Origin of the sequence: Roseobacter sp., assembly GCF_039970775.1 — a bacterium.
Lineage (GTDB): Bacteria > Pseudomonadota > Alphaproteobacteria > Rhodobacterales > Rhodobacteraceae > Roseobacter.
In genome coordinates this window covers 1-14,176 of record NZ_JBDVLG010000034.1, presented here as the reverse complement: position 1 = coordinate 14,176, position 14,176 = coordinate 1, and the positions used below count along the sequence as shown (strand labels likewise).

Annotated in this window: 15 protein-coding genes and 1 tRNA gene; 4 read left to right on the top strand and 12 right to left on the bottom strand. The window is 59.2% G+C overall.

Going from position 1 to position 14,176, the window contains the following annotated elements; translation table 11 throughout:
* Positions 1-4 precede the first annotated feature (4 nt).
* Positions 5-1,804: a translation elongation factor 4 gene (gene lepA, locus ABJH13_RS08005; protein WP_348405697.1), complete on the bottom strand. Its 1,800-nt coding sequence runs from the start codon at positions 1,802-1,804 to the stop codon at positions 5-7.
* Between the two features lie 36 nt (positions 1,805-1,840).
* On the opposite strand from lepA, the gene ABJH13_RS08000 reads away from it, so the two are divergent.
* The 3 genes from ABJH13_RS08000 to ABJH13_RS07990 all read left to right on the top strand — a co-directional run bounded on the left by ABJH13_RS08000 (position 1,841) and on the right by ABJH13_RS07990 (position 5,152).
* The gene (locus ABJH13_RS08000) at positions 1,841-3,328 is read left to right on the top strand and encodes a hypothetical protein (RefSeq protein WP_348405696.1); all 1,488 of its coding nucleotides are present in this window, start codon (positions 1,841-1,843) and stop codon (positions 3,326-3,328) included.
* 274 nt (positions 3,329-3,602) lie between these two features.
* A complete protein-coding gene (locus ABJH13_RS07995; protein ID WP_348405695.1) occupies positions 3,603-4,697 on the top strand; it encodes a porin in 1,095 nt (364 codons plus the stop codon).
* Positions 4,698-4,765: 68 nt separating this feature from the next.
* The gene (locus tag ABJH13_RS07990; protein ID WP_348405694.1) at positions 4,766-5,152 is read left to right on the top strand and encodes a hypothetical protein; all 387 of its coding nucleotides are present in this window, start codon (positions 4,766-4,768) and stop codon (positions 5,150-5,152) included.
* A 63-nt stretch (positions 5,153-5,215) separates the two neighbouring features.
* Here the strand turns inward: ABJH13_RS07990 and ABJH13_RS07985 are convergent, their stop codons facing one another.
* The 6 genes from ABJH13_RS07985 to ABJH13_RS07960 all read right to left on the bottom strand — a co-directional run bounded on the left by ABJH13_RS07985 (position 5,216) and on the right by ABJH13_RS07960 (position 9,508).
* Positions 5,216-5,668, bottom strand: a complete 453-nt coding sequence (locus ABJH13_RS07985; RefSeq protein ID WP_348405693.1) for a low molecular weight phosphatase family protein — start codon at positions 5,666-5,668, stop codon at positions 5,216-5,218.
* Entirely contained in the window at positions 5,669-6,148 is a 480-nt protein-coding gene (locus tag ABJH13_RS07980; RefSeq protein ID WP_348405692.1) for a UPF0262 family protein, read from the bottom strand.
* Positions 6,149-6,231: 83 nt separating this feature from the next.
* Positions 6,232-7,533, bottom strand: a complete 1,302-nt coding sequence (gene hisD, locus ABJH13_RS07975; RefSeq protein ID WP_348405691.1) for a histidinol dehydrogenase — start codon at positions 7,531-7,533, stop codon at positions 6,232-6,234.
* A 61-nt stretch (positions 7,534-7,594) separates the two neighbouring features.
* Positions 7,595-8,062, bottom strand: coding sequence for a DUF2948 family protein (locus ABJH13_RS07970; protein ID WP_348405690.1), 468 nt, complete (start codon positions 8,060-8,062; stop codon positions 7,595-7,597).
* Positions 8,059-9,327, bottom strand: coding sequence for a UDP-N-acetylglucosamine 1-carboxyvinyltransferase (gene murA, locus ABJH13_RS07965; protein WP_348405689.1), 1,269 nt, complete (start codon positions 9,325-9,327; stop codon positions 8,059-8,061). Before murA ends, ABJH13_RS07970 begins: the two co-directional genes overlap by 4 nt.
* Positions 9,328-9,331: 4 nt before the next feature.
* Positions 9,332-9,508 carry a hypothetical protein gene (locus ABJH13_RS07960; RefSeq protein WP_348405688.1) on the bottom strand — a complete coding sequence of 59 codons (177 nt, stop codon included), beginning with the start codon at positions 9,506-9,508 and terminating at the stop codon, positions 9,332-9,334.
* Between the two features lie 86 nt (positions 9,509-9,594).
* Here ABJH13_RS07960 and ABJH13_RS07955 point away from each other — a divergent pair.
* Positions 9,595-9,669, top strand: a tRNA-Thr gene (locus ABJH13_RS07955).
* Positions 9,670-9,683: 14 nt separating this feature from the next.
* On the opposite strand, the gene ABJH13_RS07950 is transcribed toward ABJH13_RS07955, so the two are convergent.
* From ABJH13_RS07950 to ABJH13_RS07930, 5 genes are all read right to left on the bottom strand, one after another.
* Positions 9,684-11,186: a recombinase family protein gene (locus ABJH13_RS07950; protein WP_348405687.1), complete on the bottom strand. Its 1,503-nt coding sequence runs from the start codon at positions 11,184-11,186 to the stop codon at positions 9,684-9,686.
* Positions 11,183-11,470, bottom strand: a complete 288-nt coding sequence (locus ABJH13_RS07945; RefSeq protein WP_348405686.1) for a hypothetical protein — start codon at positions 11,468-11,470, stop codon at positions 11,183-11,185. The genes ABJH13_RS07950 and ABJH13_RS07945 overlap by 4 nt, the downstream gene beginning before the upstream one ends.
* Positions 11,471-11,620: 150 nt before the next feature.
* Positions 11,621-12,271 carry a hypothetical protein gene (locus tag ABJH13_RS07940; protein WP_348405685.1) on the bottom strand — a complete coding sequence of 217 codons (651 nt, stop codon included), beginning with the start codon at positions 12,269-12,271 and terminating at the stop codon, positions 11,621-11,623.
* 119 nt (positions 12,272-12,390) lie between these two features.
* Positions 12,391-13,782, bottom strand: a complete 1,392-nt coding sequence (locus tag ABJH13_RS07935; RefSeq protein WP_348405684.1) for a type IV secretory system conjugative DNA transfer family protein — start codon at positions 13,780-13,782, stop codon at positions 12,391-12,393.
* A 92-nt stretch (positions 13,783-13,874) separates the two neighbouring features.
* Positions 13,875-14,176 (bottom strand): hypothetical protein (locus ABJH13_RS07930; RefSeq protein WP_348405683.1); only part of this gene is annotated, 302 nt, incomplete at its 5' end.

Sequence of the window (14,176 nt, the reverse complement as noted above, 5' to 3'; positions counted from 1 at the left end):
GCTTTTAGCCGTCCATCTTCAGCGCGCTGATAAAGGCTTCCTGCGGAATATCCACCTTGCCGAACTGACGCATCTTCTTTTTACCCGCCTTCTGCTTGTCCAGCAGCTTGCGTTTGCGTGTGGCGTCGCCGCCGTAACACTTGGCCGTCACGTCCTTGCGCATGGCGGACAATGTCTCGCGTGCGATGACCTTGCCACCAATCGCCGCCTGAATCGGGATCTTGAACATATGGCGCGGGATCAGATCTTTGAGCTTTTCAACCATCGCGCGGCCACGTTGTTCGGCACGGTCCCGGTGCACCATCGTTGACAGCGCATCTACCGGTTCGTCATTCACCAGAATGGACATTTTCACCAACGCATCCTGACGGTAGCCCGTCATGACATAGTCAAACGACGCATAGCCCTTGGTGACCGATTTCAGCCGGTCGTAGAAATCGAACACAACCTCGTTCAGCGGCAGGTCATAAACGACCATCGCGCGGCTGCCCGCATAGGTCAGGTCTTCCTGAATGCCGCGTCGGTCTTGGCACAGCTTCAGCACGTCGCCCAGATATTCGTCAGGCACCAAAATCGTCGCCTTGATGCGGGGTTCCTGCAGATGTTCCACAAGCGTCAGGTCGGGCATGTCGGCGGGGTTGTGCAGTTCCACCATCTCGCCATCCTTCATGTGGATGTGATAAATCACCGACGGCGCCGTGGTGATCAGTTCGATGTTGTATTCACGTTCAATCCGGTCGCGGATGACCTCAAGGTGCAACAACCCCAAAAACCCGCAGCGAAAGCCAAAGCCCAGCGCCGCTGATGTTTCCATTTCATAGGAAAACGACGCGTCGTTCAGCGCTAGTTTTTCGATGGCATCGCGCAGGTCTTCAAACTCGGCACTGTCCACCGGGAACAGCCCACAAAACACCACAGGTTGGCTGGGCTGAAACCCCGGCAACGCGTCTTCGGTGCCCTTTTTCTCGTGGGTGATCGTGTCGCCCACACGCGTGTCACGCACCTGTTTGATCGACGCCGTCAGAAACCCGATCTCGCCGGGGCCCAATTCGTCAATCACCGTCATTTCGGGGCGAAACACGCCAATGCGGTCCACGTGGTGTGTCGTATTATTCGACAACATGCGAATGCGTTCGCCCTTTTTCAGCACGCCGTCCATGATCCGCACCAGAACGATCACACCCAGATAGCTGTCGTACCAGCTGTCCACCAACATCGCCTTGAGCGGCGCATCCCGCGTGCCCGTCGGCGCGGGCAGGTTTTGCACGATGCTTTCCAACGTCTCCATGATGCCCTGACCGGTCTTGGCCGACACCTGAATGGCACCGCTGGCGTCAATCCCGATCACATCTTCGATCTGTTCGGCCACGCGGTCACAATCCGACGCGGGCAGGTCGATCTTGTTCAGCACCGGTACGATATCATGGTCGGCGTCAATCGCGTGGTACACATTGGCCAGCGTCTGCGCCTCGACGCCCTGCGTGCTGTCCACGACCAACAGCGACCCTTCGACCGCGCGCATCGACCGGCTGACCTCATAGGCAAAATCAACGTGGCCGGGCGTGTCGATCAGGTTCAGCACGTAATCCTCGCCGTTTTCGGCGGTATAATTGATGCGCACCGTCTGCGCCTTGATGGTGATACCACGCTCGCGCTCGATATCCATACTATCGAGCATCTGCTCTTTCATGTCGCGATCCGCCACCGTGTTGGTGGACTGAATAAGCCTGTCGGCCAGCGTGGATTTCCCATGGTCAATGTGCGCGACGATGGAGAAATTGCGGATATGTGAAAGCGGTGTCATGGTGTGGATATGGTGCGGATTTGAAGGGCGGTCAAGGTGGTTGAACAGGTAGAGATAACGGATGAAGCCAGCGCGCGCGCGTGGCTTGACGGGCAAGAGCACCAGACACAGGTTTGGTTTGCGGCGCGCTGTGCCGCGCGTGGGCTGCCCGGGATCGGGTTTGCGCCAGATGCGACAACAAGCGGGCTTGCATTAGCCGTGTTTCGCGCGATGGTCATATCGGCGGGTGCGGGCACATGTCCACCCGCCGATATGAGAGCGCTACGAGATGCCGCCTTCTCCGCCACCCGCTCCTCCGCCCTCTCCGCCGCCGACTCCGCCACCCGCGCCTCCGCCTTCTCCGCCTTCTCCGCCTTCTCCGCCACCCGCTCCTCCGCCCTCTCCGCCGCCTCCTCCGCCTCCTCCGCCCGCTCCGCCGCCTCCTCCGCCCTCTCCGCCGCCTCCTCCGCCTCCTCCGCCCGCTCCGCCGCCTCCTCCGCCCGCTCCGCCGCCGACTCCTCCGCCCTCTCCGCCACCCGCTCCTCCGCCCTCTCCGCCGCCTCCTCCGCCCTCTCCGCCGCCTTCTCCGCAACGAACACAGACCGGGATCATGTTGGACGTTGGCCCGCCCTTTGGCCAAACCAAGACATGCCACAAGGTCTGACAAAGGGCTGGTCCCTGCTGCGCGACCGACTCGCGGCCGAGCCCGAGGTCTGGCAATTCTGGATCGATTGGTACGAGGGCCTGCTGACCGGCAACCCCATGCCGTGGCCCCTACTCTACCGCATCGCGCAAGAAATCACCGATGACGAATGGAACGAGGGCCCCTCCACCGTCGCCCGCCGCATCGACGACATCCGACGGGACTTTAGAACCAGCGTCACACCCCGCCTCGTGCTTTTAAAAAACGGACTTTGGGATGTGGAGCAAGATGTAAAAGCTGCTCCAGAACCCATCGACTTCGCCATTGGACAGGTAGACGTCGCCCTTTCAGCAGCGCTCGGCGCTGACCACGGAAATGGATTAAAGGAAACATCCGGCGAAACGATTTTGATCCGTAAGGCGTGCATCGATTTCAAGACGAGCCCGAGTGTTGTTGCGACCTCATTTTGGAATGCCTGTATGGGATTGCAGCGCAATATTGGGACGGTCTATCCTGATGATGCTTCATTGATCGCACTTAAAAACACTCTTTACACATCCGTTGAGGAATTATGTGACCAAGACCCTTTGATCCGCGAACGCATCGCCAAGCTTGCGTCACTGGAAACCCGGCGGATGCCAACACAGCAGGAACGCGACGACTTGCAACAGGTTCCGAACAAGGTGGCAAATGAACTGACGCCCGCTGCGCTAGAACAGCTCACTGCCATTATTGACGCCATTGCGGTCACCGAAAAACCACCGCGAATTTGGCGGGCCAGATTGGTCAATTGGTTAAATACTCTGGGCAACGGATTGGACCGGGCACAGAAAAATGAAAAGCGCGCGACCTGGCTGTTGAAATTGGCGGGTCGGATCGCTGGATGGTTTTTTGACCCTTGAATGCGTCTCATCAAAGACTGGGCGAGCCTAAACGACCCCAATAACCCGGCACGGGCCTGCGGGTTCGCCGGTATTTCGCGCGTGGCGAAGTGATATAGACATTGTTCAACCTTTTATTAGGACCTTGGGTCCACACAAAAAGGTGTCTCCACAGATGCGCAGGCAATCCTGTGCACTCGTGCACGCGGCTCCTGTCAACGTGAGTTGGCGTGATCGACCCAACCGTGTAAGTTGGCTGAAACGCAATCAAGCGCTGCAATGCGAAAGGCACTCTATGACCCACTCGACCCGCATCCTTCCCGTCACCGCAGGGCTATTTGCGTTGGGCTTGCCCATGGCCGCTACGGCCCAGCAGGCCGGGCCCACCGTTGATTTCTACGGGCACATCAACCTTGGTATCATCAACGTCGACAATGGCGACGGTAGCAACACGTCATTGACCGACAATGACAATTCCAACAGCCGCGTCGGGTTGATCTACAAACAAGATCTGGGCGGCGGCAATGAATTCCGCCTGCATTTTGAAACGGCATTGGGGTTCACTGGATCCAGCAGCATCAATGGGTCTGACGACGGGCTAGAGCAAAACTACCGCCGCACCGAATTGCGCAAATTCGAAGCGATCTACCAGTCCGCGACATTGGGGACGTTTTCGTTTGGTCAAGGTAGCATCGCGACAGATGGCACCGCCGAGGCCGACTTTTCCGGCACGTCCGTTATCGCCTATTCCAGCCTACAAGATCAGGCCGGCAGCCAAGAATTTCAGCTCGCAGGCGGGGGCGGTTCCGGCTTTGACGTCGGCGACGCGTTCAACGGTTTTGACGGCGGGCGCCGGTTCCGGTTCCGCTATGACACCCCGACTTACAAGGGCTTTTCATTGGCCGTCAGTGCAGGTGAAGAAGTCCTAACCAGCGGCAACAGCGATGAATTCTACGACATCGGCCTCAGATATGACCACGACTACGGCGCCTACCAAGTGGCCGCGCGCGGCGGGCTTTCGATCCGCGACACCGATGAAGAACTGTTGCTGGGGTCTTTCGCCGTCCTGCACAAAGCAACCGGTCTGAACCTGTCCGTAGCTAGCGGGCGCCAACAAGAGGGCGACGCGGGGTATGTGTACATCAAAGGCGGGATCAAACGCGACTGGATTGATGCAGGCGAAACACGCATATCGCTTGATTACTATTCCGGCGAAGATTTCAGCGTTGCCGGTTCTGAATCAGAGTCTATCGGCCTTGCTGTGGTCCAGAAAGTCGACGCTTGGAACACGGAATTATATGCCAGCTACCGCACGTTTGAATTTAACGACAGCGGATCCAACCTGCAGGACCAAGACGTGACATTCGTTGGCGCACGCTGGCGTTTCTAAACGAAGGTTGTTTGCGGTCATCCGGCGAATCCGCCATAACCATCGAACGTTGTCAGGGAGATACGTTTATGGTGCGGTTCGCCGGAGTGATATGTTTGAGCGTCGGCCTGTCCGCCTGCGGTGCACCTGACGCACCGCAACAAACGCGCACCCTTACCCCACCAACACGCCCCGCCGAAACAGGCGTGATCCCGTTCGCATCGGGGCCCATTGGGGCGGCGTGTTTGGCGCATCAACGCAAAGGCGCCACGCGGGCGCGCTGCGGGTGCGTGCAAGCTGCGGCCAACCAGACGCTAAGCGCCGAACAACAACAACGCAGCGTGCGGTTTTTCAGCGAACCGGGGCAGCTTCAAGATGTGCGTCAGTCAAGCGCCCCCGGAAACGAACGGTTCTGGGATGCATGGAAGCAGTTTGCCGACAGGGCGACGTTGCTGTGCGGTGACGTCAACACCTGAGGTTTGCCTAAATTTCCAGGCGCAATGCATGATAGTTCCCGCACCCTCAGCTGGCACGGGCGTTTAGCCAGGGGGGCCAAACCGGGCCAAAAGGCGGTCTCGGATCTGGTCGCGGGCTTGCCGGTAGCTGGCCAATTTTGCCTCGCGGCCTTCGCCCAGTCCCGTGGGGTCAAGGATCGGCCAGTATTCCACGTCAAGGTGGTAGAAACGGGTCAAATCCAACGCCCGTCGTTGCGATGCAGGGCTTAGCGCGATCACCAAATCAAACGATCCCAGATCGTCGCCCCAGTTTTCCATCTCGTCGAAACTGCGCGACCGGTGACGTGACAATTCCACGTTCAATTCCTGACATACAGCGATCGAAAACCCATCGATTTCCATGTCGTTGGTCACCCCGGCGGATTGCACGTAGGTGCCTGTTCCGTAGAACTTTTTCATGATCCCTTCGGCCATCGGAGAGCGCACAGCATTGTGGTCGCAACAAAACAGAACCGACCCTGGCAACTCTTCTGTCATTCAACCCCCAAAGTGCAGCACGCAGATCAACGTGAACAGACGGCGTGCGGTGTCTGTGTCCACCTCGACCTTGCCGTCCAGACGTTCCTGCAACACGCGGCTGCCTTCGTTGTGAATGCCGCGCCGCGCCATGTCGATGGTTTCGATCTGGCTGGGGGGCAGGTTCTTGACCGCGTCAAAGTAGCTTTCGCAGATCTGAAAATAGTCCTTTACGACTTGCCGAAACGGGCCCAGCGACAGATGGAATTCTGCCGCTTTTTCAGCGGCTTCTGTGGTCACATCAAAGACCAAGCGTTTGTCACGAATGGCCAGACTGACATGATAGGGGCCGTCGGGCACGGGGCGGCCATCACGGGCGGGCAGATCAAAGGAATTGTCTTCCAACAGATCAAACATCGCCACGCGGCGTTCTTGTTCTATTTCTGGCGTGGCCGGCGGCAAACCAGCGTCATCCAATTGAATATGCGAAATACGGGACATGGGCAAAGATCTTTACGCGCAACTGACAGCTGCAAAATCTTAGCCCAAATGCCCCGCAAAGAGCAATGACCAAGCGGGTCGTATCAGTCGTTCAGCTTGGTCAAACGTGCCGTCACCGACAGACCATGGGCTTGTAGGCTTTCGGTTTGGGCCAGTGTTTCGGCCGCCGGGCCGATCTGGCGCAGAGCGCTTGGCGTCATGCGTGCCAAGGTTGTGCGTTTCACAAAATCCAGCACCGACAGCCCCGATGAGAACCGCGCAGAGCGCGCCGTGGGCAGCACGTGATTGGGGCCACCGACGTAGTCACCAATGGCTTCGGGTGTCCATTGCCCTAGGAAAATCGCCCCCGCATGGGTGATCTGCGCGCTGAGCGCATCGGGGTCGGCCACGCATAATTCAAGGTGTTCCGGCGCAATCCGGTCGCTGAGGGCCGCGGCTGTTTGCAGGTCAGGCACCATGATGATCGCCCCAAAGTCGCGCCAAGACGCCCCGGCAATCGCGCGCCGTTCCAACGTTTGCAGACGTGCGTCAACGGCATCGGCGACGGCGCGGCCAAAACTAGCGTCAGTGGTGATCAGGATGGATTGCGCGCTTTCGTCGTGCTCCGCTTGGCTCAGCAAATCCAGCGCGATCCAATCTGGGTCATTGTCGCCGTCCGCGATGACCAAAATCTCCGAAGGGCCCGCGATCATGTCGATGCCCACTTTGCCAAATACGCGCCGTTTGGCCGCCGCAACAAAGGCGTTGCCCGGACCGGTGATTTTATCAACCGGGGCGATGGTTTGCGTGCCATATGCTAGGGCCGCCACCGCCTGTGCCCCGCCAATACGGTAGACCTCGTCGACACCGGCCAGCCGCGCAGCCGCCAACACCAGCGGGTTCAACACGCCATCTGGGGCAGGCACAACCATGGCCAGCCGGGGCACCCCTGCGACCTTGGCGGGGATCGCGTTCATCAAAACCGATGACGGATAAGACGCCAAACCGCCCGGCACATAGAGCCCCGCCGCCGAGACCGGTGTCCACCGCCAGCCCAGCGTGGCGCCGTTTTCGTCGGTCCATTCTTGGTCTTCGGGGCGTTGGCGGGCGTGGTAGGCACGGATACGATCGGCGGCCAACGCAAGTGCATCCAATTCGGCTTGCGGTGCAGCAGCGGTTGCGGCATCGATCTCGGCGTCTGAAATCCGCAGGGTCTCTGGGGTTAGTGTCAGCCGGTCAAACCGTTCGGTCAGGGCAATAACCGCGGCATCCCCGCGGGCGCGTACATCTGCGATGATCCCGGCGACGGTATCATCCACATCAGGGCTGTCTTCACGCTTGGCGCTGAGAAGGATGGTAAAAGCCGCCTCAAAATCGGCGTCCGTGGCATTCAGAAAGACGGGCATAGTGGTGACCTTGCAAGATGCACCGCACGCCTATCGTGCGTCCGGTGCCGGTGGTATGCGCCTAATCCGGGTGATCAGGCGTCTTCTTTGAAGGTGCCATATAGGGTTTGGTGACATCTTTCAAAGTGGTCTCTAGCGCCTCGACACTGAGGCGAATAGCCCCATCCCCCGCAAGGGTCAGCGTTACGTCACCCGCGGGCGCATCCGATGGTGCGAACGTAACCGTCAACAGCGACAAAACCACGTCTGTATCGGCGCGGTTGATGCCACTGCTGGCCACGCCGGTGACGCCTTCGAACACCAGCACCGATTGCACCCGTTCCGGGGCAGCCGCCCGCGCGGGGCCGTCCTCCCACCGGAACCGGTTGAGCAATAGCGCAAACCGCCGGGCGCTTCGGTCCCAACGCATTTCTGTCACGGGAAACACCGCATCCTGAACCAGCGCCGAAATGACAGACAGGTCTTCGTCCTCAAATGCTCCAAGGTTCAGCGGGGCCTCGCGGGCGTCTTCGAAACGTGCGTCTGTCATTCCTCAGATATCCGTTCGATTTTTGCGCCCACACCTGACAGTTTGGTCACCACATGTTCGTATCCGCGATCCAGATGGTACACACGGCCCACACGGGTTTCGCCTTCGGCCGCCAACCCTGCCAAGATCAACGACACCGAAGCCCGCAGATCTGTCGCCATCACCGGCGCGCCTTTTAGCCGCGATACGCCCGTGACCGTCGCCGTGCCGCCGTGCACCTCGATATTTGCGCCCATGCGCATCAGTTCGGGGGCGTGCATAAAGCGGTTCTCAAAGATCTTTTCTTCCAACACCGATGTCCCGTCAGCGGTACATAGCAACGCCATCATCTGCGCCTGTAGGTCGGTCGGAAAGCCGGGGAAGGGTTCGGTTGTGACGTCAACCGCGCGGATCACGTCGCCGCGGCGTTTCACCTTTAGGCCCGCGTCCGTTTCGGTCACATCCACGCCCGCCGCATCCAGCCGTTCGCAGAACGCCTCGACCAGATTGATACGCCCGCCTAACAGTTCGACCTCGCCGCCGCAAATGGCAGGCGCCAACATATAGGTGCCAAGTTCGATCCGGTCGGTCACCACGCTGTGGGTGGCCCCGCCCAACCGTTCGACCCCTTCGATGGTGATGATCGACGTGCCCTCGCCCGCGATCCGGGCACCCATAGCGCGTAGGCAGCGCGCCAGATCAACGATCTCGGGCTCGCGCGCGGCGTTGTTCAGCACGGTTGTGCCCTTGGCCAGCGTCGCCGCCATCAGCGCGTTTTCGGTGGCCCCGACAGAGGCGAATTCAAAATCGACATGGCCGCCTTTTAGCCCGCCGGGGGCCTGTGCGTGCACATACCCGTCTTTCAGTTCAAGCTGCGCACCCATCGCCTCGAGCGCCTTGAGGTGCAGATCAACCGGGCGCGCGCCGATGGCACAGCCGCCAGGCAACGACACCACCGCATGACCATCGCGCGCCAGCATCGGCCCCAGCACCAAGATAGACGCGCGCATTTTCCGCACGATGTCGTAATGCGCCGTGTGGTTGTTGATGTTGTGGCTCGACAACGCGATCACCTGACCGTCTTGCAGCGATGTGACCTCGGCGCCCAGTGATTGCAACAATTGGGTCATCGTGCGGATGTCGCTCAACCGGGGCGCATTGATCAGCGTCAGTGGCTCATCGGTGAGCAACGTTGCAGGCATCAGCGTGAGGCACGCGTTCTTTGCCCCCGCTATCGGTATTTGACCGTTGAGCGGGCCACCGCCTTTGACAAGTATCGAATCCATACGCTTATGCGTCCTTTTCTGCTCTGACAGACGTGTCGCCTGCCTCTGCCCCTTGGTCTTGCGCACGCGCGCGCGCCTGCGCTTTGCGCCGGGCCATATTGGCCTTGAGCGCAGATTTCAGGCGATCGTTGCGTGCGTCACCCGATTTTGTGGGTTTTTTGGGGTCTGTTTTCTCTGCCATAGGGTTTGTCTATCCCAGCCCGCGCAAAGGGTCCAGATTTGGCTTGCACCGCCGCAAGATTGCGTCTACTCAGCCCCACGTTCGGCGCTGCTGTAGCTCAGAGGTAGAGCACTCCCTTGGTAAGGGAGAGGTCGAGAGTTCGATTCTCTCCAGCAGCACCATTTAAGAATTCACGCTATGAAACACCCCCTAACGCTTTGAACAGTAATGATAAAACGGGAGTTCTAGCGCCCTTATTTCGGCAGTATTGGATGGGGGTGGTGAAGGCGAGCTTCAGCACCAACCGGCGGGCATAGATGCCACCGTTTTCCCATACTTTCCAGGGGTTTGAGAGGAATGTCAGCGCGAGTTCTAGTTTTTCTTCGAACGCGCCTTTCGGTTCCACTTCTTTGCCCAGTTTTTCGGTCAAAATAGCGCGCTGGCGCTCCAATCCCTCCACCTTATCTTCGTAGGGGCAAATGATGGCGGCGTTGCTGGCGGACATGATGCGGTCTAGCACGGCGTTGATCTCCTTCTCAACGCGGGTGAGTTCGCGCTTACTGGACGCGCGCAGCGCTTTGGCTTGGTCGCGGCGGATGTCCCAGACCTGCCGGAAGATCGCCGACGCCACCGCAATCAAGCCCTGTGTCGGCTGCAGCGTCTTGATGAGATCGCCCACCTCCCCTTCCAGCGTGTCGCGGGGAATCGATTTGCCGTAGGCGTCACAGCCCTTGGTCTGGCATAGGTAGTACGGATAGAGTTTCGTCGCACCCTTCGTCCACGACGACCGAAACGACGTCTCACAGCAGTCACAAACTACCGTGCCGCGCAGCGCAAAATCATCGCCGATGTTGGCCCGTTTTGGCGCGTAGGTCACCCCCTTGCGGCGCTGCTGCACGCGTTCAAACAGCTCCAGCGAGACAATTGCTTGGTGATGCGCTTTCAGCCAGTGAATGCCGTAATGGTCCGAATGGATGTGCCCGGTGTAGGCCGTGTGCGTCAGAATATCGGCGGTGTGCTGCTGCACGACGCGCCCGTGTTTGTTACGCGGGAATTCGGGGTAGCGTTCAAAAAAGCGCGTGACCTCGGCCTGAGACGCGAACCGCCCGCTGGCATAGCCCTCAAACGCCTCCTTGATGATCGACGCGAGCGGCGCGTCTGGAAACAGCATTTTACCGCGCCCGCGCACGGCAGCGTATTTGTAACCAATCGGGGCGGCGTGCACGTAATATCCTGATTCCATGCAGGCTTTCATCTTCTGCGAGACCTGCCGCTGGTTCTGTTTACGCTCCGAAGCACCCTGCGCCGCGATGATGGTTTCGATAAATTCGCCCTCGGGCGTGTCCTCGAACTTAAAGTTCAGACATTCGACGACCACCCCGCGCATGCGAAACGCCTCGCGCAGATCAAGGAACGCCCGCGTGTCGCGGCTGGCCCGTTTGAGATCGTCAAAGATGACGGCAAAATCTTCGTCCGGTTGCGCATCCAGAAACGACAATAGCGCCACCATACCGGGCCGCTGCACATAGCTGCCCGCCCCAGTAAATGTGTCCGGGAAGACCATGACGACGTCGTAGCCTTTGGATTCCGCAAACTGCCGGCAACGGGTTTCTTGCGACTCAAGGCCGTTCCCATCAGAGACTTGCCCTTTGGACGAGACACGGCAATAGATAACGGCCTTGCGGTTGGATCTGATCATGCGTCCTCCTTTTGGGTCTGTGCGGATCTCTGTAAGTTTAGCACGGCTTCGTGCAGAACGGCGGCTAGATCGACGACTTGTCCACTGGTTTGTTTCGGGGGCGCGATGTCAAAATGCAGATCCGCGAAGCCAATCATGATCTGGGTGACCGTCTCAATCAGAGCGCGCTTTTCTTGGTCGGTCGCGTCCGTGTTCGCGAGGTATGGCAGGAACGCCTCCCAGTCCAAAGTGATGGCGGGATCGGACGTCTGTGTCTTGGTTGGCGGTGTGTTTGGGATCGGCATAAGGCCTCCTTTCGTCTGGTGTTATCTCGTCGCGCCGCCCTATCTGCGCGTGAACAAAATAGGAACATGAAGACACGTAAGTTGTTATCTGGCAAGGAATATTTTCCTATCCACCCAACCCCGAGAGCGGGATGACGCGGCTACCGTGGCTTAACAACTATGCCCTCGACCACGTGTTTGGGCCTGTGCCTGCTCGCTCTGGCGGCGCTCTTTGAACAGCTCCCGGTCACGATCCTGCGCGGCATGGTGGGCCTGCCGGGCGAGTTCCGACAGGCCAAGCATATCCTTGGGGCGGAAGCTCTGGGTGTCCTGCAGATTGCCTTCGCGATCCTTGTAGGTGCGGGCGACGGTAACGGAGTGGTAGGCTCCGTTCTCGCCGTCATTGCGCCAGATCGCGGCTTTCAGGGATCCCTCGCGCAGAGTTTCCTCTGGGCGGCGAGGTGTGTTTGTGTCGTCTGACTTCGTGTGGTCTTCTGTCGTGAGGGTGGGTTTGAGTTTGGTAGCGCGGGCCAGAACGCGTTGGCGCTCTATCTCCATCCGCGTCTCGAAGGCGGCGGCATCAACATCAGCGGCCAGCGCTGGTGAGGGTCGCGGCGCGGGAAAGGGTCGCTCCTGTTCGATCATAGACAGTCCCCGCACCTGACGTGGGATGGCGCGGGTTTGACCGGGTTGTTGGCTTTGATCGTTGCTATTGGCGGCGAACAATCGCGCGATGCGCAGATGCTTGAGACGCTCGGCAAACTCGCCGCCCGGTAGGCCCGGTTGGGTGTCGGCAAAGGTGATGCCTTTGGGTTTTGTCATGATTTACATCTCCACATGCAACCACATCCCGTCGCGGTATTGTGGCAGGTGTGCAAAGCACTGCGGGACGGATTCGGTGATGACGCGCCGTGTGCGTTGGCCCCAGCGGGTCAGGATGTTCACCCGGTCCAGCGGCGGATGGTATGGGTTAGGGCCAACTCGCGCGAGCGCCAATACGGGCGGCGCTCCGCCTCAATCGGAAACTGGACGTCTTCGTGGAACAGGAACGCGCGGTCATTAGGCATGTTCCTGATCTCGTCAGGGGTTCGAAGCTCGCGCTGTTGCTTGGTTTGGTGCATTTCCTCAAAGCTGTGCTGAGACATGGTAAAGGCGGCCTGCATCGGGTCACCGCCACCGATCAACGATTGCATCGCCTGATTGCGGGAAAACTGTGCCCGCTGCTGCGCCAGCGTGTCGTCATAGGCGAGGGTCTGCGATCCAAGGCGTCGGCTGCAATCGAGACAGGTTTCGAAATCACCGCGCAGGGCGAACATAATCGTCGCGGCGGAGCTGGAGAGGATGATCTCCTTTGCGCCCGGTCCAAGGCCGTTCATCTGGCTGTTGGATTGGAATACGCCGTAGGGCTGGATGCCTATGCCAGCGCCGTATGAATATAGTTTGGGCACGAGGGGGAAGCCGTTCTCTCCGCCGAGTTGGCCGCATTCGTCCAGCAAGAATGTCATACGGCGGACGGAGGGTGCGCGTGACTTGAGCATCATCGCGGCGACAAAGGCAGATTTGATCACGGGCGACCATGCGGAGACAAATTCCGCTGGCGGCATCAAGTAGAACTGCCACGCCTGATCGCCGGAAACGAGGTCCTCCATCTTCATGGAGTAGGACGGTGATACGGATTGCATTAGCAGTGGATCGGACAGGCAGGCGACCGCACGCAGGAGTTCCCCCATGATGCCGCGAAAGCCATCACCGGATTCGCCGCGTGCTTCTGCGATCTCGGCCTCAATGCTGCGCACCAGCGGGAAGCGCGATTTGGACATGCCGAAGGCAAAGTCGAGCCATTGATCACCGCCGCCGGGCATCAACATGATCGCGTCATAAAGTGCCGGAAAGCTGAGTTCGCCAACAAGTTCGATGACTGCGAGTGAAATGGCCTCACCAAACTGGCGCGCGCGATCTTTGAAATAGCCAGAACCTTGCGTGCGCCCCTGCGCAATCATGTTTTCCCAAAAGACTTTGACGTCCGAGACAACCATTGGGCTGTCGAGCCGCATGTGACCCAGAAAGTTGATACTGTCTTGGTTCAGGCCATGCAGCTTCGCTGGGTTCCAATACGCAAGGTATTTGCCATCCGCCGTCTGGTCTTGCAACAGATACGCCCCTTCGCCTTTCAGATCGAGCATGATGATCGTGTGAAGACAGGTGCCGGACATCAGATTGCGGGCGAGCACATCTCGCATTTTACCCGCCCGCGCCCCCGCCGTGATGGTCATCCCAGCAGGGCCATGAAAATAAATCGGACGTCCTTCAAAAAACCCCATGAAGATCGACATGGGCTGTTATTTGAACAGGCCCGCATGCTCCAGCTCGCGGGCGTTGGCAAAGCGGCTGGAGCCGAAGCGGTTGGCGGCATTGTCACCACGCATCAGCGCCGCCCGGCAAAGAGTTTGGTCATGACGCCGACAACGAAGGACAAAAAGCTGATACCAAGCCCCATCTTCACGGCGAAGAACATCAGCGGATAGGCTGCGATCTTCCGCAGCCAATAGATCAGCGCCGCTGCCGTCCCGTCATAGCGGGCGAGGATGACGCCAGCCGGTCGAACAAGACCGCCGAGGTGGGCGCAATGCGCAAGATGCTCGACCGGACCGAAGAGCGCTTTGGCGTGAAACCCGATTGGATCGCGGCAGACACAGCCTACGGGTCTTCCGACACTCTGGTCTGGCT

Coding starts and splice junctions, on each gene's coding strand:
- lepA (WP_348405697.1), bottom strand. CDS start 1,804: ATGACACCGCTTTCACATATCCGCAATTTCTCCATCGTCGCGCACATT.
- ABJH13_RS07995 (WP_348405695.1), top strand. CDS start 3,603: ATGACCCACTCGACCCGCATCCTTCCCGTCACCGCAGGGCTATTTGCG.
- ABJH13_RS07990 (WP_348405694.1), top strand. CDS start 4,766: ATGGTGCGGTTCGCCGGAGTGATATGTTTGAGCGTCGGCCTGTCCGCC.
- ABJH13_RS07985 (WP_348405693.1), bottom strand. CDS start 5,668: ATGACAGAAGAGTTGCCAGGGTCGGTTCTGTTTTGTTGCGACCACAAT.
- ABJH13_RS07980 (WP_348405692.1), bottom strand. CDS start 6,148: ATGTCCCGTATTTCGCATATTCAATTGGATGACGCTGGTTTGCCGCCG.
- hisD (WP_348405691.1), bottom strand. CDS start 7,533: ATGCCCGTCTTTCTGAATGCCACGGACGCCGATTTTGAGGCGGCTTTT.
- ABJH13_RS07970 (WP_348405690.1), bottom strand. CDS start 8,062: ATGACAGACGCACGTTTCGAAGACGCCCGCGAGGCCCCGCTGAACCTT.
- murA (WP_348405689.1), bottom strand. CDS start 9,327: ATGGATTCGATACTTGTCAAAGGCGGTGGCCCGCTCAACGGTCAAATA.
- ABJH13_RS07960 (WP_348405688.1), bottom strand. CDS start 9,508: ATGGCAGAGAAAACAGACCCCAAAAAACCCACAAAATCGGGTGACGCA.
- ABJH13_RS07950 (WP_348405687.1), bottom strand. CDS start 11,186: ATGATCAGATCCAACCGCAAGGCCGTTATCTATTGCCGTGTCTCGTCC.
- ABJH13_RS07945 (WP_348405686.1), bottom strand. CDS start 11,470: ATGCCGATCCCAAACACACCGCCAACCAAGACACAGACGTCCGATCCC.
- ABJH13_RS07940 (WP_348405685.1), bottom strand. CDS start 12,271: ATGACAAAACCCAAAGGCATCACCTTTGCCGACACCCAACCGGGCCTA.
- ABJH13_RS07935 (WP_348405684.1), bottom strand. CDS start 13,782: ATGTCGATCTTCATGGGGTTTTTTGAAGGACGTCCGATTTATTTTCAT.